Origin of the sequence: Flavobacterium flevense (assembly GCF_900142775.1) — a bacterium.
Lineage (GTDB): Bacteria > Bacteroidota > Bacteroidia > Flavobacteriales > Flavobacteriaceae > Flavobacterium > Flavobacterium flevense.
Genome location: NZ_FRCC01000002.1, coordinates 491,478 through 514,382 on the forward strand (window position 1 = coordinate 491,478; position 22,905 = coordinate 514,382).

At 35.7% G+C, this 22,905-nt stretch carries 20 protein-coding genes; 17 read left to right on the top strand and 3 right to left on the bottom strand.

Going from position 1 to position 22,905, the window contains the following annotated elements:
• The first annotated feature begins 45 nt into the window (after positions 1-45).
• From BUB89_RS05340 to BUB89_RS05370, 7 genes are all read left to right on the top strand, one after another.
• Positions 46-1,194, top strand: a complete 1,149-nt coding sequence (locus BUB89_RS05340; RefSeq protein WP_073242691.1) for a DNA polymerase III subunit — start codon at positions 46-48, stop codon at positions 1,192-1,194.
• Positions 1,195-1,199: 5 nt separating this feature from the next.
• Positions 1,200-1,583 (top strand): DoxX family protein, encoded by a 384-nt coding sequence (locus BUB89_RS05345; RefSeq protein ID WP_073242692.1) that lies wholly within the window; start codon positions 1,200-1,202, stop codon positions 1,581-1,583.
• Between the two features lie 112 nt (positions 1,584-1,695).
• The gene (locus tag BUB89_RS05350) at positions 1,696-2,205 is read left to right on the top strand and encodes an acyl-CoA thioesterase (protein ID WP_073242694.1); all 510 of its coding nucleotides are present in this window, start codon (positions 1,696-1,698) and stop codon (positions 2,203-2,205) included.
• A gap of 65 nt (positions 2,206-2,270) precedes the next feature.
• The gene (locus tag BUB89_RS05355; protein ID WP_073242696.1) at positions 2,271-2,570 is read left to right on the top strand and encodes a nucleotidyltransferase family protein; all 300 of its coding nucleotides are present in this window, start codon (positions 2,271-2,273) and stop codon (positions 2,568-2,570) included.
• Entirely contained in the window at positions 2,563-2,847 is a 285-nt protein-coding gene (locus BUB89_RS05360) for a HepT-like ribonuclease domain-containing protein (RefSeq protein ID WP_307723310.1), read from the top strand. The genes BUB89_RS05355 and BUB89_RS05360 overlap by 8 nt, the downstream gene beginning before the upstream one ends.
• Positions 2,848-3,120: 273 nt before the next feature.
• Positions 3,121-4,128, top strand: a complete 1,008-nt coding sequence (gene recA, locus BUB89_RS05365; protein WP_073243030.1) for a recombinase RecA — start codon at positions 3,121-3,123, stop codon at positions 4,126-4,128.
• 178 nt (positions 4,129-4,306) lie between these two features.
• Positions 4,307-4,714, top strand: coding sequence for a hypothetical protein (locus tag BUB89_RS05370; protein ID WP_073242698.1), 408 nt, complete (start codon positions 4,307-4,309; stop codon positions 4,712-4,714).
• A 52-nt stretch (positions 4,715-4,766) separates the two neighbouring features.
• Here the strand turns inward: BUB89_RS05370 and BUB89_RS05375 are convergent, their stop codons facing one another.
• The gene (locus BUB89_RS05375; protein ID WP_073242700.1) at positions 4,767-5,528 is read right to left on the bottom strand and encodes a lysophospholipid acyltransferase family protein; all 762 of its coding nucleotides are present in this window, start codon (positions 5,526-5,528) and stop codon (positions 4,767-4,769) included.
• Positions 5,529-5,630: 102 nt separating this feature from the next.
• On the opposite strand from BUB89_RS05375, the gene trpS reads away from it, so the two are divergent.
• Positions 5,631-6,602: a tryptophan--tRNA ligase gene (gene trpS / locus BUB89_RS05380; protein ID WP_073242702.1), complete on the top strand. Its 972-nt coding sequence runs from the start codon at positions 5,631-5,633 to the stop codon at positions 6,600-6,602.
• A gap of 133 nt (positions 6,603-6,735) precedes the next feature.
• A complete protein-coding gene (locus tag BUB89_RS05385; RefSeq protein ID WP_073242704.1) occupies positions 6,736-7,548 on the top strand; it encodes a hypothetical protein in 813 nt (270 codons plus the stop codon).
• Positions 7,549-7,783: 235 nt separating this feature from the next.
• On the opposite strand, the gene dprA is transcribed toward BUB89_RS05385, so the two are convergent.
• A complete protein-coding gene (dprA, locus tag BUB89_RS05390; protein ID WP_073242706.1) occupies positions 7,784-8,884 on the bottom strand; it encodes a DNA-processing protein DprA in 1,101 nt (366 codons plus the stop codon).
• Between the two features lie 103 nt (positions 8,885-8,987).
• On the opposite strand from dprA, the gene BUB89_RS05395 reads away from it, so the two are divergent.
• A complete protein-coding gene (locus BUB89_RS05395; RefSeq protein ID WP_073242708.1) occupies positions 8,988-9,929 on the top strand; it encodes an HU domain-containing protein in 942 nt (313 codons plus the stop codon).
• A gap of 223 nt (positions 9,930-10,152) precedes the next feature.
• Here the strand turns inward: BUB89_RS05395 and BUB89_RS05400 are convergent, their stop codons facing one another.
• A complete protein-coding gene (locus BUB89_RS05400) occupies positions 10,153-11,103 on the bottom strand; it encodes a helix-turn-helix domain-containing protein (RefSeq protein WP_073242710.1) in 951 nt (316 codons plus the stop codon).
• A gap of 278 nt (positions 11,104-11,381) precedes the next feature.
• Between BUB89_RS05400 and BUB89_RS05405 the strand changes: the two genes are divergently transcribed.
• The 7 genes from BUB89_RS05405 to BUB89_RS05435 all read left to right on the top strand — a co-directional run bounded on the left by BUB89_RS05405 (position 11,382) and on the right by BUB89_RS05435 (position 22,845).
• Complete coding sequence (locus BUB89_RS05405; RefSeq protein WP_073242712.1) at positions 11,382-13,886, top strand: L-rhamnose mutarotase; 2,505 nt, start codon at positions 11,382-11,384, stop codon at positions 13,884-13,886.
• Between the two features lie 147 nt (positions 13,887-14,033).
• A complete protein-coding gene (locus BUB89_RS05410; protein ID WP_073242714.1) occupies positions 14,034-15,104 on the top strand; it encodes a Gfo/Idh/MocA family protein in 1,071 nt (356 codons plus the stop codon).
• Between the two features lie 12 nt (positions 15,105-15,116).
• Positions 15,117-16,706, top strand: a complete 1,590-nt coding sequence (locus BUB89_RS05415) for a sodium:solute symporter family transporter (RefSeq protein WP_073242716.1) — start codon at positions 15,117-15,119, stop codon at positions 16,704-16,706.
• A 13-nt stretch (positions 16,707-16,719) separates the two neighbouring features.
• Positions 16,720-17,574 (top strand): hypothetical protein, encoded by an 855-nt coding sequence (locus BUB89_RS05420; RefSeq protein ID WP_141384360.1) that lies wholly within the window; start codon positions 16,720-16,722, stop codon positions 17,572-17,574.
• 52 nt (positions 17,575-17,626) lie between these two features.
• Positions 17,627-19,828: an alpha-L-rhamnosidase-related protein gene (locus tag BUB89_RS05425; RefSeq protein WP_073242720.1), complete on the top strand. Its 2,202-nt coding sequence runs from the start codon at positions 17,627-17,629 to the stop codon at positions 19,826-19,828.
• A 109-nt stretch (positions 19,829-19,937) separates the two neighbouring features.
• Complete coding sequence (locus BUB89_RS05430; protein WP_234982527.1) at positions 19,938-21,557, top strand: glycoside hydrolase family protein; 1,620 nt, start codon at positions 19,938-19,940, stop codon at positions 21,555-21,557.
• A 157-nt stretch (positions 21,558-21,714) separates the two neighbouring features.
• On the top strand, positions 21,715-22,845 hold the full coding sequence (locus BUB89_RS05435; protein WP_073242724.1) for a glycoside hydrolase family protein: 1,131 nt from the start codon (positions 21,715-21,717) through the stop codon (positions 22,843-22,845).
• Positions 22,846-22,905: the final 60 nt, after the last annotated feature.

Here is a 22,905-nt window from a genome sequence, read left to right on the forward strand (position 1 = left end):
TAATCTAAAATTTTAGACTTATCCATTTTCTGCTATCTTTGCCTTATGCAGTTTTCAGAGATTTTAGGGCAGGAACACATTAAAAACCATCTTAGCAGAAGTGCTGATTTGGGTAGAATTCCTCATGCACAACTATTTGTGGGTCCGGAAGGAAGCGGAACTTTAGCTATGGCAATTGCTTATGCACAATATATTTTGTGTGGCAATCAAAACGGAGAAAATAACGGAGAAAATCAGGCTTGTAATATCAAATTCCAAAAACTGTCTCATCCCGATTTGCACTTTGCTTATCCTACCGTCACTACCGATGAGGTAAAGAAAAACCCCAAAAGCATTGACTTTATTGCCGATTGGAGAGAATTTGTACTTCAAAATCCTTACGGTGGTTTGTTTGATTGGTATGCCGTTTTAGGGGTGCAAAACAAACAAGGAGAAATCAGGGTTGATGACGCTCAGGAAATCCTGAAATCACTTTCATTAAAAGCTTATGAAGGTGGTTACAAAATCATGATTGTCTGGATGGCTGATAAATTGAATATTGCCGCTTCCAATAAATTATTGAAACTACTTGAAGAACCGCCGGAGAAAACCATTTTTATTTTAATTTCTGAAAATGAAGAAGATATTATCCAGACCATTCGTTCCCGTTGCCAAATATTACATTTCAACGGATTAAGCGAAGCTGTTATTGCGGATGCTTTGATTTCCCGTGAACAAACAGATACTAAATTAGCTGCAAAATTAGCCCATCAGGCTCAGGGAAATTATAATGCTGCTTTACATTTGTTAAGAGATAAAGACGAAGAACATCCGTTTGAACAATGGTTTGTTACCTGGGTTCGTGCTGCTTTTAAGGCAAAAAAAGATGCGGCTGCTATTCAGGATTTGATTCTTTGGAGTGAAAAAATTGCGACTCTGGGAAGAGAAGCCCAAAAGAAGTTTTTGCAGTTTTGTATGGAAATGTTCCGTCAGGCTTTGTTGATTAATTATGAAACGCCGGACTTAGTTTATTTCGAACCAAAAGTCGATAAATTCAAATTAGAAAATTTTGCTCCGTTTGTAAATGGTAATAATATTCAGGATATCTTTAAAGAACTTTCGGATGCCATGTATCATATTGAACGCAATGGAAATGCCAAGTTAATTTTAACCGATTTATCTATCAAACTAACCCGTTTAATCCATAAAAAATAACGATTATGAATAACCCGGCTTCGCTTTTACTTCTGGTGTTTTTCGGAATAACCTATTTGCAATCCAGTTATGAAAAACTGTTTTACTGGAACGATAATGTGACCTGGCTTAAAGAACATTTTTCGAAAACAAGATTAAAAAACCATGTAAAATTAGCGTTGATTAATCTTGTAATCATGGAGCTGATTTCGACTATTTTATGTTTTGTAGGCTGTATCGAATTATTAGTCAATAATGGAAGATTGTTTGGTTTTTACGGAGCGGTATTTTCAGCAATTACGTTACTGATGATGCTTTTTGGGCAACGATTAGCCAAAGATTATGACGGTGCCAGAACCGTTGTTATTTATTTTATTCCGGCTGTAATGGCGGTGTATTGGTTGAATTAAAAATCAATTTCAATTTCAATGACAATGCCAATGTCAAAAACAATGGTAATGTTGAAAAATAATTCTAATTAAATCTAAATTCAAAAATCGTTAATCTTCAATCAAAAATCAGATGACACCAAAACATCCTTCGGAATCCTTAACGATATTAACTGATATGGTTTTGCCAAGTGAGACTAATGCTTTGCATAATCTTTTTGGAGGCGAATTATTAGCCCGAATGGATCGTGCTGCGAGTATTTCGGCAGGAAGGCATTCGAGACAGGTTTCGGTAACAGCATCGGTAAATCACGTGGCTTTTAATAAGTCAATTGCGTTGGGAAGTGTTGTTATTATTGAAGCAAAAGTGTCCCGGGCTTTCAAAACCTCAATGGAAATCTATATTGATGTTTGGGTCGAAGATCGTGAATCTGGAGAAAGAACAAAAGCCAATGAAGCCATTTATACTTTTGTAGCAGTAGATGCAACAGGGAAACCAGTTGAGGTTCCTCAAATAATTCCCCAAACAAAACTTGAAATTCACAGGTATGATGATGCTTTAAGACGCAAACAGCTCAGTTTAGTATTAGCAGGAAAAATGAAACCCGAAGAAGCTACGGAGTTGAAAGCGTTGTTCTTATGAAAATTATTGAAATTAAATAGATTCTGTTTTATTTTATGTAATTTTGATACTATAATTCTACAAAAATGAACCTAATAGAAAGAATAAATAAAGAGATATTGGCTTTGTGCAAAAGGCATAAAGTCAAATCTTTGTATGCTTTTGGTTCTGTACTAACAGATAAATTTACCCCTGAAAGTGATGTAGATTTAATAGTTGATTTTGAACGCATAGACGTTTTAGAATATGGTGACAATTACTATGATCTTAAATTTTCTCTTGAAAATATTCTAAAAAGGAACGTTGACTTATTAGAAGAAAAAGCCATCAAAAACCCCTATTTCAGAAAAACATTAAATCAAAATAAAAAATTGATTTATGGATAACACTATTAAAGCTTGGCTTTTTGATATTTTAAATTCTATAAATGAAATAGAAAGCTATTTTCTAGATACTCCTAAATTGTTTGAAGTGTATCAAAATGATTTAAGAACTAAAAGAGCAGTAGAAAGAAATATCGAAATTATTGGTGAAGCAATGAGTCGAATTCTTAAAGAAGATAAAGACATTCAAATTTCAAATTCCAGAAAGATTGTTGACGTTAGAAATCGAATAATTCACGGTTACGATTCTGTTTCAGATGATGTGATTTGGGGAATGTGATTAAAAACCTGCCTGTTTTACAAAAAGAAGTTGAAGCCTTATTAGAAAAGTAATAATCAAAAAAGGTTATGGAGTTGAAAGCGTTGTTTATGTAAGATTTGTTTTTTTGCTTCGAAATCTTTTTAAACGAAAAATTCGCATCAAAAAAAGAAGTATTTTTACAAACACAAAAAAAGATATGTAATAGAAATTAGAAGGAGCAACTGCTCCTGATTAGTTTCTAATCACTATAGAAACAATATTAATTTAATGAAAGAAAAGCTAAAAGAGAAGATGAGTACAGAGAAAGAAGCCAAATTAAAAGCGTTACAACTTACCCTTGATAAACTGGATAAAACCTACGGAAAAGGGACTGTTATGAAAATGGGTGATAAAGCCATTGAGGAAGTAGAAACTATTTCTTCAGGATCTTTAGGTGTGGATTTAGCATTAGGAGTTGGTGGGTATCCAAAAGGAAGAATCATTGAAATCTACGGACCGGAATCTTCAGGAAAAACGACTTTAACACTTCACGCTATTGCCGAAGCGCAAAAAGCAGGTGGAATTGCTGCTTTTATTGATGCAGAACACGCATTCGATAGAAATTATGCGGAAAAATTAGGTGTTGATATCGAGAACTTAATTATTTCACAGCCGGATAACGGAGAACAGGCATTAGAAATTGCTGAAAACTTAATCCGTTCAGGAGCCATTGATATTGTAGTAATTGACTCGGTTGCTGCTTTGACTCCAAAAAGCGAAATTGAAGGCGAAATGGGAGATTCTAAAATGGGTCTTCACGCACGTTTGATGTCACAAGCATTGAGAAAATTGACAGGAACAATTAGTAAAACCAATTGTACGGTTTTCTTCATCAATCAGTTGAGAGAGAAAATTGGAGTGATGTTTGGTAACCCGGAGACTACAACGGGAGGAAATGCATTGAAGTTTTACGCTTCGGTACGTTTAGATATTCGTCGTTCTACGCAAATTAAAGATGGCGAGAATGTTATTGGAAACAGAACCAAAGTTAAGATCGTAAAAAACAAAGTAGCTCCGCCATTTAAAGTAGCCGAATTTGATATCATGTACGGTGAAGGTGTTTCTAAAACAGGAGAGATTCTGGATTTAGCAGTAGAATTTGAAATTGTAAAAAAATCAGGTTCATGGTTTAGTTATGGTGAAACCAAATTAGGACAAGGTCGTGACGCTGTAAAATCACTGATTAAAGATAATCCGGAATTAGCGGAAGAATTAGAAGAAAAAATCAAAGCAAGAATTAAAGAATTAGCCGAAAACTAATTGGTTTAATTTTAACTATTTTAAAAATGCCCGGCAATTTTGTCGGGCATTTTTTTATTGAAAATTTAGAATTAGGCTATTTTTTTTAGAAAAAAATATTTTTTAAAGCAACCTTTTTTGTTTATCACAGTCTTTATAAAAAGATAAACAATATAGTTAATTTATAAATTCGAGAAAAATGAAAAAAATAGCCTTGTTTTTGGTCTTAATGACCACGCTGTTAAGTTGTAGTCTGGATGAACCGGATTCTTATACTTATTATGTATTGCCAATTGAGAGTTATACTTTACCCGAGACTTTTGTTAAAGGTCAATCTCATGAAATTAAGCTAAAGTATCAAAAACCCACCGCCTGCTATATTTACGGAGGTATTTATTATTACTCCGAAAACAGCACAAGAACTATCGGGATTAATGCTTCTGTAAAAAATGGAGAAAACTGCTCTGAAACCTTGCCTCCGGAAACGGAAGTTTCTTTTAATTTTACGCCAACAACAGCAGGAGTTTATACTTTTAAATTCTACAAAGGAGAAGATGATGCCGGAGAAGACGAATTTGAGGAAGTAGAAATTACGGTAACAGAATAAATTATTTTAAGAATAACAAAGAATCACCTTCAACGAGGTGATCTTTTTGTTTTTAAGCAGTTTTAAGCGTTTTCCTGGCTTCAAAAACAAGTAGTTGGCTATAGATGGTATTTCTTATCTGTTCCCGAATTATTTTTCGGTCAGCATTCGTTTTGCCTTGAGTATCTACTTGTTTGTGGATTTTTACACGCATAATTCCTGGACTTCCTGCAAAAAAAGTATAAGGAAAACGCTGTTTGTTATCGCCAAAACTGATAGGCAAAACAGGAATCTGGTGTTCAATAGCTAACCTAAAAGCACCTTCTTTAAAATTATCTAAAAGGATAGATTCATCATTGGGAACACCACCTTCGGGGAAAATACAAACACTAAGACCGCTCTCGATTCTTTTTTGAGCTTTTGCAAAAACGGCCATTCGGCTTTGCGAATCACTTCTGTCCACTAAAATACAGGTTCTTTTGTAAAAAAATCCAAAAATAGGAATGCGGGCCAGTTCTTTTTTTCCCACAAATACAAATGGGTTTTTGATAATAGCCAGCATCAGCATTATATCAGCCATCGAAGTATGGTTAGCCACAATCATGTAACTTTTATTTTCATCAACAACTTGCTCACTTTCTACTTTATAATAAAATCCCATTCCAAAAAGAATGAATTTAGCCCATATACGAGCCATGAAAAAAAAGTAAGGATAGCCTTTTTCAGAAAGTATAGAAAGAATTAAAAAGGGAAACATGATTAAAATAGGTATCGCCATAAGGATGTAAAACCAAATGCGCCACAGGGTCCAGAGAATTATTTGTATGCCTTTCATGTGTCCAAAAATAATGAATCAAATGGTATGATTTTTAAAATTTGCGAATTTGCGGTAAAAAATAAAAAACTTTGCGAACTTTGCGTTCAAGAAAAATAAAGCATGGCAAAAATACTTACCGGAGTTCAAAGTACAGGAACTCCACATTTAGGAAACTTACTTGGAGCAATTATTCCGGCAATACAATTATCTAATAATTCTGGAAACGAATCTTTTCTTTTTATTGCCGATTTGCATTCAGTTACCCAGATAAAAAACGGAGAAACGTTAAGAAATAATACCTACAGCGTTGCGGCAGCCTGGCTTGCTTTTGGATTAGATGTAAACAAAGTAGTTTTTTACAGACAATCAGATGTGCCGCAAACAGCTGAATTATCCTGGTATCTGAGTTGTTTTTTTCCTTTCCAGCGTTTGACTTTAGCACATTCTTTCAAGGACAAAGCCGATAGATTAGATGATGTAAATGCAGGTTTATTTTCCTACCCTATGTTGATGGCGGCTGATATTTTATTGTATGATGCCGAATTTGTTCCTGTAGGTAAGGATCAATTGCAGCATTTAGAAATTACCCGTGATGTGGCTTCTCGCTTCAATCATCAATTGGGAGAAACGTTTGTGCTTCCGGAGGCTAAAATTCAGGATGATAGTATGTTGATTCCGGGAACTAATGGCGGGAAAATGAGTAAATCAGCCAATAATATCATTAATATTTTCTTGGATGATAAGGCTTTGCGCAAGCAAGTAATGAGCATTGAAACCGACAGTACGCCGCTTGAAGACCCTAAAAATCCGGATACTTGTAACGCTTTTGCCATTTATTCTTTGTTAGCCAATGAAGAACAAATAACACAAATGAGAGCTAATTATCTGGGTGGAAATTATGGTTACGGTCATGCTAAGCAAGCTTTGTTTGAATTAATTTGTGAAAAATTCAAAGCTGAAAGAGAGAAATACCATTATTACATTAACAATTTAGAAGAAGTAGATGCTTTATTAAAAATAGGAGCGGAGAAAGCTTCGGCTGTAGCCAATGAAGTTTTGAAAAGAGTACGTACAAAACTCGGTTTTTTATAAGATATTTTACAGATAAGAGTCTCAGCAATGTGTTTGTTAAAGTTTTTTTAAGAAAATTTTAATAAGCACATTTCTTTTAAGCAGCATCTATTGTATAATTTTATACGAAATAATGCAATAAAAAAATATTATTATGAAAAAAATACATGTATCCTCTTTGGGGCTTTTGACTTTAGCTTTAGCTACAATGACTTCTTGCAAAGATAAAACAGAGAAAACTACAGAAGATTCAGCTGTTGAAACACCTGTAAAGTCAGAAATTTCAGTTACACCTATCGAAGATTCGAAAATGTTTCCGGGTGCTAAACTAACCGTTACTTCAGAATCAGCCACTGCTGCCGATGCTGATTCAGTAACTTTCAAAATCAATTACAAAGTTGCTAATTTTGAATTAACCCAACATACGGAAGGTCATCATGGTGAACACATGGCTAATTCCGGTCAGGGACAACACATTCATTTTATTCTGGACAACAAGCCTTACTCGGCATTATACAAACCGGAACATGAAGTGAAATTAGAGAAAGGAAGTGAACATTATTTATTGTCTTTCTTATCACGTTCTTACCATGAATCCTTAAAAGACAAAGATGCATTTGTAGTAGAGCATTTTAAAATTAATGATAAAGGAGCTTACGAAAAATTAGCAGAGCCTAAAGAGCCAATGTTGTTTTACAGCCGTCCAAAAGGAGAATATAAAGGAGAAGATGCTAAAACAATCTTGTTAGATTTTTTTGTTATAAATACCACTTTGGCTAAGGATGGTTATAAAGTACAAGCTAATATAAATGGGGAAGATTTTATGCTGGATGAGTGGAGACCTTACCAGATTACCGGACTTCCAATGGGTGAAAATACCATCAAACTAACTCTTGTGGATGCTGACGGAAAAGCTGTTTCCGGCGAAAATACTTCTGTGGAGCGAAAAATTACATTAATGGAATAAGTTTCAATTTATATTCAAATAAAGAAAGCGGTACTATTTTTTAGTATCGCTTTCTGTTTCATGACTGTCCTAAGCGGACTAAATAAAAGAATAGACCACAGATGATACTGATTGAACAGATAAAAACGGATTTTTCATATTTCTTTTAAATTACAATCTGCGATAATCCGTTACAATCCGTTTCATCTTTGTACCATTCTCAATAATGGGTAAAAACGGATAGTCATATTTGTTTTTAAATCGCCTCGAATAGCTTCCCCGGCAATGGACGAATGACACCTTTGAGTTCCATGTTTAATAGTAATGCCGAGATTCTGTAAATAGGAAATTCACATTCCAAAGCGATAATATCCATTAATTCTTTTCCTGTTTTTAAGAGGTAGTCGTATATTTTTTGTTCGTCGTTATCGAGAGAAACAAACAATTGTTTTTGTACTGCTTTGGATTCTTCTTTGATGTCCCAATTCAGTATGTAAATTAAATCGGCAGCACTGGTTAATACATTTGCTTTTTGAGTTTTGATAAGGTTGTTGCATCCTGCACTGTATTTATCTGTCGTGCGACCGGGAACAGCAAAAACATCACGGTTGTAATCATTTGCGATATTGGCGGTAATTAAGGAACCGCCTCTGTCTGCCGATTCAATGACAATGGTGGCTTCTGCAATGCCGGCAACAATACGGTTTCTTTTCACAAAATTTTCTTTATCAGGATTGGCTGAACTCCAAAACTCGGTCATAAAACCGCCGTTTTGTTCCATTTTAGCCATGTATTTCTTGTGCGTTTTTGGATAAATCTGATTTAGACCATGAGCCAGAACTCCTATGGTCTGTAAATTGTTTTCCATAGCCAGTTGATGCGCAACAATATCCACTCCGTAAGCAAAACCACTTACAATTACCGGATTAAGCGGAACTAAATCTTCAATCAATTTTTTGCAGAATTCCATCCCGTAAGAAGTGATTTGGCGTGTTCCCACTATGCTGATTATTTTTCGGCTTTTTAGATTCATATTTCCGGCTGTAAACAATACTAAAGGAGCGTCAACACAATGTTTGAGTTTGTCGGGATAATTTTCATCCTGAAAGTAAGCGACGTTGATGTTGTTGTTTTGTATAAATGCTATTTCTTTATTGGCTTTATCAAATACACTTTGGTCTTTTAAATTTTTAAGCAGGGTAGTGCCTACACCATCAATTGCTGCCAATTGATTGCTTTTAGTTTTAAACACCCCTTCAGCCGAACCACAATGACTGATTAATTTTTTGGCCATGATGTCGCCCACACCTTCTACTCTCTGCAAGGCCAATGTGTAAAATAAATCAGATGCTGTCATGTTAAATATTTGAAACTGAAAAGTATAAATTTTTTAGTTAGATTGTTAATAAAAATTGTGAATAAAATTTTGATAACTATTTTGGTTGTATAACTTTGTAAGTATGAATATAGAACACTACATAAGCCAACTATTGTATCGTTATCAATGTGTTACCGTTCCGGGTTTCGGTGCTTTTTTGACCGAAATTCAGTCGGCTCAATGGGTTGAAAGCGCAAATTCTTTTTTTCCGCCTAAAAAACAGATTTCTTTTAATACCAACATTAAAAACAATGATGGTTTATTAGCCAATCATATTGCCAGAACGGAAAAAACTTCTTATGAATATGCTATTAGTGCCATTCAGTATGAAGTTTTGAACTGGAAAAAAGAATTGGAAAAAAACCGAACACTTACCATTAAAAATGTAGGTAGTTTTTCAATGAATGCTACAGATAATTTAATTTTTACGCCTTCCGAGCAAAAAAATTATCTGACCAGTTCTTTTGGTTTGGCTTCTTTTATAGCTCCGGTTGTGAAACGTGAAGCTGTTGAAGAAGAAACTACAGTTGAGGAAAGAGAAGTTATTTCTTTGGTTACTGAAGAAAGAAGCGGTCGTTCGTATTTAAAATATGCTGCCATTTTTGTCCTTGGATTAGGATTGACAGCAAGTGTGGGTTATTCGGTTTACCAAAATCAAATTACTTCCCAAAGAGTTTTAGTTGAAAAAGCAGTTCAGAAACAAGTACAAAGCAAAATCCAGGAAGCTACTTTTTTTATTAAAAGTCCGATGGCTCCCGTAACGCTTTCGGTAAAAGCGAATAAGGAAACTAAGCTGCCTTACCATGTTGTGGCCGGTGCTTTTAGAGATGAGAATAATGCAAAGGATGTTTTTATAAAATTATCTAAAATGGGTTATAAAGCCAGAAGATTAGAGGTTAACAAACACGGCCTTTATCCGGTGCTTTATGGAAGTTTTGCTACTTATGCTGAAGCGCAAAAAGTTAAAAATAAAGTTAGAGAATCAGAAAACCCCGAAGCCTGGTTGCTGGTGGAATCACTATAATTTAAAGCCTTTCTTAACGGAAAGGCTTTTTTTTGACTCGAAAAAAGACAAAACGGTGTAAAGTCTAGGTCGTCACTTCGAGTGGTTTTAAATGATAATGCGATAGCTTTATTATTTAAAAATGTATCGAGAAGTTTATTTGAACTAAGGTTCTCGATACATTTTTTACTCCATTTCATTACGCAAAAAACACTCGAACAGACGGGTCCTTAATTTGATGTTATTATTTCCTCTTTTTCTGCTGTTGAATCTGGTATTTTCTGGGACTAATCCCGTTGCGTTGTGAAAATGTTGAGGTAAAATGCTGTAGTGACGAAAACCCGCAAACAAAAGCAATTTCTGCCATGTTAATTGTTGAGTTCTCTTTAATCAACTCGATCGCTTTTTCTAATTTTAAACTAATAATAAAACTGTTGGGAGGAAAACCGGTTAGTTTTTTTACTTCATAAGTAAATTTGGTTTTTCCCATATTAAATTCGGATGCCAAATCTTCAATATGCCATTTCTTAGTTAAATCGGCCTGAAGTAATTGAGTTAGTCTTTCAATAAAATGGTCACTTTCCTGATTCTTATGAATTTTATTCGAAAGATGCCGATGTAGATCAATAAAAAGATTCTCCAGAATATTTTGCACTTTTATTTCGAATCCTTCTTCCTGAAAAGCCAACTCATTTCGTAATTCATCAAAATATTTTTTGAAATTTTTTGCTTTTTCAAGTACAGCATTGTTGGCATCACCAATCATCTCTCCCAGATTTTGCTGAAAATTTTTAGAGAGTTTACTCCAGTTGCCCAGTTCTAAAGCAATGTTTTTTGAAAATTCAGCAGGTTTTATAATAATCCAGTTAATTTGCCCAATGTCCATAATTCCGGATATACTTCCGTTTTCATGCCAGGGTGCGGTAACCGATAAATTTTCGGGTAATAACTCAATTTCCCTGCCTTCAATTACCCAATCGTATTTTCCGCTGTTCACATAATGAATCTCGATTCCGTCATTCAAGTGCGGTCGCATGCTGTCATCAATACGAACTTTGGAGAATTTCATACTCCCAAACTGACTGATAAAAGGCAGCTTTTTTAAGGGTCCGGGATTGTTTTCGTGCCACCAAACACCATAATTACCATGTTCGTCTTTTTCTCTTAAGGCTTTTGGTAACAAAAAGGAATTCATAATTTATAATGTATTAAATTGGTATAAAGATAATTATTAAATTTATTTATTGAATTAATGACCGTTTTTATAAAATCGACCGTTGTTTAAAAGTATGATTTTTTTTGAATAAAAATTGGTATCTTGCCCAGCCCAATTTATTTATTTCAAGGATATTAGAGTCGACAGACTTTTTTTTATTATTTAAAATGATAACGTTTACATTTTTTATTTTTTTAAACGAAAGCATTTTTGAAATAAGGGCAGTTAAGAATCCAAATTTATAATTACAATATATTATGTTTCTAAAAAAACGAAATCCTCTGTTAACCTTTTTACTTGTTATTTTCACTGTATTCTCCATGCAGGCTGCTGATATTTGGGTAGCTGTTAACGGAAAGGATACGAATGAAGGTACAAAAGCAAGTCCGCTGGCAACAGTTCACATGGCATTGAGAAAAGCCAGAGAATTGCGTCGGTTGAAAGATGCTTCGATAAAAGGAGGGATTCATATTATTATAAAAGACGGGACTTATTATCTGGATGAGCCATTATTTGTAAGACCGGAAGATTCCGGAACTGCCGATAGTCCAACAACTATTGAAGCGGATGTAAATGCAAAACCAATTTTTAACGGTGGAATTGCAATTAAAAACTGGAAAAAAACCACGACTTCCATCAACGGATTAAAAAAAGGAACAGCGTGGGTTGCTGATGCTCCCACTATTGCAGGAAATGTGATCAATTACCGCCAGCTTTGGGTAAATGATGTTAAAGCGGTGCGAGCTAAAAATACCTTAGGAAACAAAATGGAAAGAATTTTGTCCTGGGATAAGGAAACCGAAACTTGCTGGATTCCTTTTAAAGACAAATCAGTAAAATTCGAACCGGGAATGGAAATGTTCATCATACAATGGTGGGCAATTGCCAATTTACGAATCAAAAATATAGAAGTAGTAAAAGACAGCGCCCGACTTTCATTCGAAAAACCGGAAAGTCGTATTCAGAGTGAGCATCCCTGGCCAGCGCCTTGGATTTCTAAAAACAATGGAAATTCGGCATTCTTTTTAAACAATGGAATGTCAATGCTAAATGAAGCGGGTGAGTGGTTTTTGGACAGAAAAAATGCTAAGATTTATTATATTCCAAGAGCTGGTGAAAATATGGCTAATGCCAAAGTAATTGCTCCTGTTTTAGAGAATTTAGTGGAAGTAAAAGGAACAATTGATACTCCGGTTCACGATATAAAATTCAAAGGAATTTCGTTTCAGTACAGCAATTGGCTTCGTCCTTCACAGCAAGGTCACGTTCCGTTGCAGGCAGGAATGTATTTGCTGGATGCCTACAAATTAAAAATTCCGGGAACACCTAATCAGGCTTCTCTGGAAAACCAGGCGTGGGTGGGGAGACCAAGAGCGGCTGTGGAGGTGAATTATGCCAATAATACTGTTTTTGAAAGCTGTAGTTTTGAGCATTTGTCTTCTACAGGATTAGATTTGAACAAAGGAACCCATCACAATGTTGTACAAGGAAATCTTTTTAAAGACATTGGTGGAAACGGAATTAGTGTGGGCGTTTTCTCCGAAGAAGCATTCGAAGCACATTTGCCATTACAAGTAAAAGATGAAAGAGAAATTTGTTCGAATGAGTTAATTGCTGATAATTTAATTACCAATGTAGCCAATGAAGATTGGGGATGTTTAGGAATTGCAGCAGGTTTTGTAAAGAATCTGACTATTGAGCACAACGAAATTTCGGATGTTGCTTACAGCGGAATCTCAATGGGTTGGGGTTGGACGCACACCAAAAACGTGATGCAAAACAATAAAATCCTCGCTAATAAAATCCATTATTATGCCAAACATTTGCATGATGTGGCGGGAATTTACACACTTTCTTCTCAGCCTGATAGTCATATTGAAGAGAATTATATTGATAAAGTCTACAACAGTCCTTATGCACACGACCCGTTTTTATGGTTGTATTTGTACACTGACGAAGGTTCTCAGCATTTTACGATAAAAAACAACTGGATTCCAATTCAGAAAATCCTGAAAAACAATAATGGTCCTGCCGGAAATATCTGGGAAGACAACAACCAGTTTGTAAGTACTACAATCAAAGAAAACGCCGGAATTCGCGCTCCTTTTACCAATTTAGAAAAAGAAGTTGTTGTTGATGAAGCCTGGGGAATGCAGGAAATGCCAAAATCGGTAGCGATTGAATTAATCGGGAAGGATTTTGATATTGCCAAAATCAAATCGACTATTAAAGGTTTCCGGATTGTTGGGGAAGAATTGTACCAATGGGAAAATCATCTGGTGATTTATGGTTTGATGAATCAGCCGGAGAGAACAAAAAGAAAATTGGCTTTGGCTTTTCCGGAATTAGAAATCAAAATTTATGAAAATCCCATTTATGATTTCCAAAATTCGGAAAGATGCCAGGATTCTAAAACGGCATCAGAATGGGATAATATTGTGTTGACCGCAAATTTAGTTGACGATCCTAAAATGCAAAAAGAGTATGTGGAGTATCATAAAACACAATTCGAAAAATGGCCTGAAATTGCTAAAGGTTTCTGTAATGCCGATTTTCAGCAATTACAGGTTTTCAAAAACGGAAGACAATTGATGTTAGTGATTAGTATCCCAAAAGGAGAAGACTTAGACAAACTCAATCCAAAAACTACCGAAAATAATCCTCGTGTAGACGACTGGAATGCAATAATGAAAAAGTACCAAACCGGAATTGAAGATGCAAAATCAGGAGAAACCTGGATATTCCTGAAAAACATAAAATAAAAAATCAAGCCACGAATTCACGAATGACATCAATAATTTTAGCTTACAATCTCACGGATTTTTATTCAAATCAGTGAAATAATAATGACAAAGATTAAAAAAAATAATTAGTGAATTCGTGGCAAAAAACAATTTAAATACGAATAAATGTTAAAAATAGCCATTTTAGGTCTTGGAGAGGGACGCAGTACCATGTCAGCCGCTATAGAAAGCAGCAAAGTAGAGTTGGTAAAAGTGTGTGACAGAAATGAAGAATTGTGTAAGCAACGCGCTAAGGAATTTGATTTTCCTCATTATACAACAAATTATGATGATTTATTGCAAGACGATGCTATTGATATCATTGCAATTTATACACCGGATCATTTGCATGCCGAACATGTAAAACAAGCGTTATTGCATGGGAAACACGTAGTTTGTACCAAGCCTTTTATTGATGATTTGGCTGCAGCCAAAGAATTAATTGCTATTAGTGAACAAACAGGGAAAAGAGTTTTTGTGGGACAAAGTTCCCGTTTCTTCGAACCTGCTAAAAGACAAAGAAAAGATTTTGAAGCAGGAGTTATTGGAGATTTGATTACCATAGAATCGCATTATCATGCAGATCACCGTTGGTTTTTAAAGAAAGAATGGTCTTTGTTACAATCTTTCAAATGGTTGTATGGTGGATTGAGTCATCCTGTAGATTTCATTCGCTGGTATTTACCCAATATCGAAGAAGTAATGGGTTACGGAATGATCAGCAGCAACGGAAAAACTGCCGGTTTGAAAAACGAAGATACCATGCATTTTATTTTCAAAGCAACTGACGGACGAATTGCCAGAGTAAGTGGAGTTTATACTTCGCCAACACAGCCAACCAAAAGAGACAGCGGAATGAGCGTTATTTTAAGAGGTACTGAAGGTGCAAGTCAGGCCGATTATCACGAATTGCGTTATTCGGTTACTGATAAAGAAGGCGAAGAGAAAATCATTCATTGGGGTGATGCGACTATAAAATATTATTTCCGTTTTGAGGGGCAAAGTCATCATGGTGGAGAATACCAAAATTACCTGGAATATTTTGCTGATAGCATTGAGCAGGGTTTCACCGCTTATCCGGATATGAAAGAAGGAATAGGAACCGTAGCTTTATTGCAGGCAATGGATAAAACATTACAAACCGGAATGCCGGTGAAAATTGCGGATGTTTTAGCAGCATATGATATTCAATTATAAAACCAATACGAAATGAGTAAAATCAGTAGTTTTTTAGAACCCATAGATTATGCCGTCGTTATTGGTTATCTTCTGGTGTTGATTGCCTTTGGTTATTATATTTCTTTTGTAAAGAATAAAAAATCAGAAGATGAGAGTATTTTCCTGGCCGGAAACACTTTAGGCTGGGGAAGTATCGGTTTGAATATGTGGGGAACTAATGTGGGACCTTCGATGCTGATTGCTTCGGCAAGTGTGGGTTTTACCACAGGTATTGTTGCCGGTAATTTTGCGTGGTATGCTTTCATTTTTATCCTGCTTTTAGCTGTCGTTTTTTCTCCAAGATATTTAGGAGCTAAGGTGCTTACTTTACCGGAATTTATGGGAAAACGCTTTGGCGATTCCACCAGAAACATTTTGGCCTGGTATACCTTAATTACTATTTTGATTTCTTGGTTGTCTTTAACCTTGTTTGCCGGAGGTGTCTTGGTCAAGCAGTTATTGGATATGCCCATGTATCTTTCAGTGATTATCATGGTGGTGCTTTCTGGATTTTTTGCGGCAGCAGGAGGATTAAAAGCCATTGCTTATACGAATGTTTTCCAAATGTTATTACTGATTGCGGTTTCTCTTTTATTAGTGGTAATGGGTGTCAACAAAGCAGGCGGATTAGAACATATTTATAATAGTACTCCGGGTTCCTATTGGAATTTATTATTACCGGCAGACGATAAAAATTACCCTTGGCTGGCTATTTTGTTAGGCTATCCTATTATGGGAGTTTGGTTTTGGTGTACGGATCAATCGATGGTACAATCTATTTTAGGAGCCAAGAATTTAAAACAAGGACAATTGGGAGCCAACTTCATCGGTTGGTTAAAAATTCTGGATGTGCCTTTGTTCATCTTACCCGGAATTGTATGTTTTGTTTTGTTTCCAAATTTAAAAAATCCGGACGAAGCTTATATGACGATGGTAACGCAATTGTTTCCGGCAGGATTAAGAGGACTGATTATTGTGGTGTTGATTGCAGCATTAATTAGTACCATTGGTTCGGCATTGAACTCTTTGAGTACCGTTTTTACGATGGATGTGTATGTGAAAAATCATAAACCAAATGCTACCAACAAAGAGATTGTCAAAATAGGAAGGTTAGTCACTTTATTTGGTTCGTTGTTGGCCATTTTAATCACCTTAGCTATTGACAGCATCAAAGGATTGAATCTTTTTGATATTTTCCAATCGGTTTTAGGATTTATTGCTCCGCCAATGTCGGTAGTGTTTTTGTTTGGTGTGCTTTGGAATAAAACTACCACAAGAGCGGCTAATTTGGTGTTGACTCTTGGAACAATTATTAGTTTAGGTACAGGGGTTTTGTATTTATGGGTTTTCCCAAATGGAACTTACAATTGGCCCCATTTCCTGCTATTGTCGTTCTATATTTTTGTGGGACTTTCGATAATGACTTACCTTATTACCATTACAGACAAAGCAGGTCAAAAAGACCATCAAACCTTATTACGAATCAATCCTGCGGCTAAACCCGATAAGCAGGTCAAAATATTATGGGTTATCCTGACTTTAGTTATGATAGCACTTTATGTTATTTTTAATGGACATTAAAATTAAATTGAATATGAAAAAAACTGCTTCTTCAGGAAAAAAGTTGTTTAGCCTATTGCTTTTATTTGCGATTTGGGTTACAACTTACGCACAACAAAATCCTGGTCTTCATATAAAAACTATTAAAAATCCTGATAATACAGTTGACTTTTATTATGAAAAAGAAGCAGCGGGAAGTTTTATTGTAAGATTGAATTTTTCAAAGCTTGAAAATTCTGAAACTAAAAGTGTTCCATTGTTAAATGTAACTGCTAATTCAGGTTTTCTTTTTAAACTAAAACCCTTAGATAAAACTAAAAAGGTTGATTTCTTTTATGATTATTCAATTACTCTTGGATATCTTAATCCCGTATTAGATCCTGCTGTAACGTATGCACTCCCTTTTGAAAAAGGTAAAAAAGTTAAGATTTATTGCTCAACCAGACCAGGTATCAGCCCGGAAAAATGGAAAAGATATGTTGTTTATTCTGCTAATCAGGATAGTGTTTTTGGAATGAGAAAAGGAGTGGTTGTTGATATTAGAACTTTAACAAGATTTGATAAAGATGAGACAACTCAGGAAACTAAAAAAGCACTTTTAAAAGAAATTGTTGTGGAACATGCTGATGGAACTTTTGCTTCTTATACAGGTATAGATGAAAAATCAATTGCAGTTAAAGTGGGAGAAACTATCGATCTTCATTCTTATATAGGCATTATGGATGGATTTAGAGCAGGACGCTACATCTTAACTTTCGACATCTTTTATCATGAGTCAGATGAGAAAAATGATAGAGGAAATTTAGTGACAGTAAATCCAAATTTTCTAACTCAAAATGGTGTTGAAAAATTAGAAAGCAAAAAAGAATATGTAGTTAGTTATAACTAAAACATCTCATTTTAAATAACAAAGAAAATAATTAAACATAAATAAACCTTATATGAAAAATCAATTTTCAATTTTTAGGTCTCTAACGGTTTTTTTCCTTTTGGTAACGGCATTCACTGTTTCTAATGGAAATGCTCAGGTACAGCCAAAAGAAAGCAAAGCCACCTGGATTTGGTATCCGGGCGATTTCGAAGTTTGGTTAAGCAATAAAATGCAGGTAAGACGTACGGAACGCGAAGCAGTATTTCCACCACTTTGGCAATATTACAGCCCTTATGCTTTGGTAACTTTTCAGACAGAAGTAGCTATTCCGCAACCCGATGAGATAAAAATCTATACCGAAGGACCTTTTCAATTACTTTTAGATGGTGTTCAGGTTTACGGACAGCCCAAATCACTGAAAATTCCTGCCGGTAAACACAAAATTTCTTTTAAAGTATATAATCAGGAAGTACTTCCAGCTATTTATATTGCGGGTAAATATGTTAAATCGGATGCATCTTGGAAGGTGACTAATGAAGATAAACTTTGGATTGATGAAAATGGAAAAGCACAACAATCCGGTACACCATGGGTGCCTGTTGGTTCCTGGAATTTTGATGCACCAGAAAACAAGCCTTCCGGATTTAAACTAACAACTACACCATGGAATGCCAAAAAAACAGAAAAAACAGCAGCTGGTCAGTTGGTAGATTTTGGTAAAGAAACTTTTGGGTACATTAAAATTCATGGTTTAAAAGGAAAAGGTAAAGTAGCATTATATTATGGAGAATCTCGTGAGGAAGCGATGGATACGGCCAGATGTGAAACATTAGACCATTTATCTTTTGATGGAAATCAGCCGGAAACCTACACCCATGATGGATCTAAAGCCTTCCGCTATGTTCAGGTAGTCGCAGATGCATCGGTAAAATATGATTCTATTTCGATGCTGTATGAATATTTACCATTAGATTATCGTGGGGCATTTAAATCTTCAGATCAGGAATTGAATAAAATTTGGGATGTGTCGGCTTATACGATGCATTTAACATCCCGCGAATTTTTTATAGACGGTATTAAACGTGACCGTTGGGTTTGGTCGGGCGATGCTTATCAAAGTTATTTGATGAATTATTATTTATTCTTTGATTCGGCTTCGGTAGAAAGAACGCTGTTGGCGCTGCGGGGGAAAGAACCTGTGACGGCTCATATCAATATCATAATGGATTATTCCTTGTATTGGTTTGTGGGTGTTTACGATTACTATTTGCACACGGGCGATACTAAATTTATCAAAACTTTCTATCCACGAATGAAATCATTGATGGAATTCTGTTTAGAAAGAAGAAACAAAAACGGATTTCTGGAACCATTAGAAGGCGATTGGGTTTTTATTGATTGGGCTAACGGATTACCAAAAACCGGCGAGGTGAGTTTTGAGCAAATGCTTTTAGCCAGAAGTTTAGAAGCCATGGTAGTTAGTGCTGAAATTGCAGGTCAAAAGGATGACCAAAAACAGTATCAAAAATTAGCAGATGATTTAAAAACAAAATTATTTGATGTGTTTTGGGACAAGAAAGAAAACGTCATGAAGCACCAGCGTATCGATGGTAAAATACAGGATATTGTAACCAGATACGCTAATATGTTCGGTATTTTCTTTAATTATTTTAATGAAGAACAAAAGCAAAGTATAAAAAAGAAGGTGTTGCTCAACGATGATATTCTTCAAATCACCACACCCTACATGCGTTTTTACGAGTTGGAAGCCTTGTGTGCTATGGGCGAACAAGATTATGTGTTGAAAGAAATGAAAGATTATTGGGGAGGAATGCTAAAATTAGGTGCTACTTCTTTTTGGGAAGAATACAACCCGAACAAAAAAGGAACGGAACATTTAGAAATGTACGGACGTCCTTATGGAAAAAGTCTTTGCCACGCCTGGGGTTCCAGCCCAATTTATTTGCTTGGAAAATATTATTTAGGTGTAAAACCAACGGCTCCAGGTTATGCCGAATATGAAATCAAACCTAATTTAGGCGGATTACAATGGATGGAAGGAAAAGTACCAACACCAAAGGGAGAAGTGACTTTGTATGTAAGCAAATTAGAAATCAAAGTAAAAGCCGCTGAAGGCGAAGGAAAATTGATCATTGATAGTAAAAGCAAACCCAAAACCAATTCGGGAACGATTACAGAATTGGCTAAAAACAAATATCAATTGACGGTAAAACCGAATGTGGAGTATAAAATAAGTTATAAAGCACTTTAGTCATTGCAAGGAACGAGGCAATCTCACTAACAATTACACAAAGCCTTTAAAAATCTAAGAATCTATGTGGTTAAGAAAAACAAAATATACTTTTTTAATAGTGTTTATAATGTGCTTTACTTTCGTAAACGCTCAAAACATTGCATGGAAACCCGCTTCTTTCGAAGTGGTAAAATCCAATTATAAGACTTTCAAAACAACGCAATATGCACATGTTTTTTCGAACAGTAAAAACAATATTGTACGATTAGCACCCGAATTAGAAGGGCTTACAGGAGTTACGCTTCCTTTGGAACAATATAAAAACGGAACGAATGCTCCTTTGAAACTAAAATTCAAGGAGAATGCACAGTTGCTAATTGGTGTTTTTCAGGAAAAAGGAAATGCGGAGTATGTTCAATTAACGGAAGCTGATAATGCGAAACTAGTTTTGGAAAACGGAGTTACCGTAACAGGGTTGCCTGCGGTAAATGTGTATGCAATTCCATTTTCGAAAGGAACACACACTATTTTGCAAAAAGCAAAAGGATTATTTATTGTTTTAGGTGCAGTAAAAAGTAGCCAGAATTTAGTTTCCAGAAATGCCGAATTTCCTGATGGAAAGTTATGGAATCCAACGTTTATTGTCGAAGGATTTTCAGATGAGAAACCTTTATTCGAAATCATCGGCGGCGAAAATGCTCCGGTTATTGACGAAGGTTCTCCGGGAACCGAAGGCATTCAAGGCGGTTTTGAAGGTGGTCGCGTGGTAAAAATAGGCGATACTTATCATATGTTTCCAACAGAAAGAGCAGGTGAAGTTGGTGTCGAAATGTATTATGATCGTGTAAAAACGAAAATCGGACATTGGACGAGCAAAGACGCGATTCATTGGAAACGTGAATCGACTATTTTACAAGCCAGCGGAACCTATGCTGTGACCGAAGATGACAATCCAATGAACGATCGACGTGCTGCAATTTGGTCGTACATGCCGGTTTTTAGTAAAAAAGAAAACAAATGGTACGGCTATTATTTGGCATACACCGTTCACAAGGAAATCGAACCCAATCATTCCTTTGGTCGAATTTGGCGTTGTGAATCGACTGTAGAAGGCATCAACGGAATTGCGGGTCCTTATAAAGATATGGGAATCATTATGGAACCGGGATTGGATTCACAACCTTGGGAAGGACGTCAGGGAGTGGCTTCTTTCTTTCCGTATCAGGTTGGCGATAAATATTTTGGGTTTTACAGTGGCGCTTATCCATTCGCCTCTTGGGCCGATTATCCTAAAAAATCCGGAAAGGGCTGGTTTGTTGCTTTGGCAGAATCGAATAGTTTAGAAGGTCCTTGGCAAAGAAGGAATAAAGGTTTGGAACCGATAAAATCCATACATCCTTTGTTTGTTGAAAATCCTATTGTGAGTCAGTTGCCAAATGGCGTGTACATTGCCATTTTTGATGGTGGACCTGACGGTTGGGGACATCATTTGCCTAATATGATGGGGTATTCGTTGTCTAAAGATGGGGTAAATTGGTCAGAAGCACGTTATTGGCCTATAGAAACTAAGGTTGATAAATGGTGGGATATCATGAGAACACCTTTATGTTTAATTCCGGAAGGGAATGATGTATATACAATTGTGTACAACGCTATCGATTTGAAAAAGCGTTTCCATCCTACAGGAATGGTAAAATTGAAATTGAATAGAGAAGTAATGGAAGCTCGGTTGAAAGAATTGAAGTAAAAGTTTAGGCCACAGATTGAACGGATTTACACGGGTTATTTAATTCAAAAATCTGCTAAAATCTTTTTAAATCTGCGTGCCAAAAAAAGAAAAAAATCCGTGAATATCGGTTAGATCAGTGTCATCCGTGGCCGATTAAAGTAAATTAAAAGTAGAAATGAAAAATACACTCAAATATCTAGTACTTGGAATTACAACACTATTTATAGCTAGTTGTGCTACCAAATACAAGAAAAGAGAAATTACCGATGCTGTAATGCAGGAGATTTATAACGAAATCAAAACGCCTTACAAATACGGATTGGTAATGGTGCCTACGGACAACTCCTATAAAATGGACTGTCCTTCTGTTTTTAGAAAAGATGGGAAATGGTTTATGACGTATTTGATTTATGATGGAAGAGGCTACGAAACCTGGTTAGCCGAAAGCGACGATTTATTGAATTGGAAACATTTGGGGAAAGTAATGTCTTTTTCTAAAGATGAAACACATTGGGATGTGAACCAAAAAGCAGGATACATTGCTTTGCAGGACCCCACCTGGGGCGGAAGTTACGAATGGGAAAAATACGATGATAAATACTGGATGAGTTATTTTGGAGGAAATACTAAAGGATATGAAGCAGGAGTTTTATCAATCGGAATGGCTTATACCAAAGAGGTACCAACAAAACCTCACGAATTTCAAAGATTAGAAAATCCGGTTTTAACGCCAAAAGATAAAGATGTAAGCTGGTGGGACAACAGCACCATGTACAAAAACAGTGTGATTCGGGATAAAGATAAAGTAACAGGACATGATTTTGTGATGTATTATAATGCTCGTGGTGATAGTCTAAATCCGGCTAAAGGTGCAGAACGAATTGGAATGGCTGTTTCGAACGACATGAAAACATGGAAACGTTTCGGAAAAAATCCGGTTTTGAACAATCATAGAGGGATTACCGGAGATGCTTTCATTCAGAGAGTGAATGATACCTGGGTGATGTTTTATTTTGGAGCTTTCTGGACGGGTTGGGATCAGGGTGCATTTAACCGTTTTGCCGTTTCGAATGATTTAATTCACTGGAACGACTGGAAAGGCGATAATTTAATTGAATCATCAGAACCTTATGACAATATGTTTGCACACAAATCTTTTGTGGTAAAACACGACGGAGTGGTGTATCATTTCTATTGTGCGGTAAATAAGGCGGAACAAAGAGGAATAGCCGTTGCGACTTCTAAGGATTTAGGAAAAAGCAAATTGAATTTTGTGGCTCCACCTGAAAAAGTTAAAAAGAAATAGGAATCGTTTAGTATTAATTCAAAAAAATCTGCGGAGATCTGCCACCCGAGCGATAGCGAA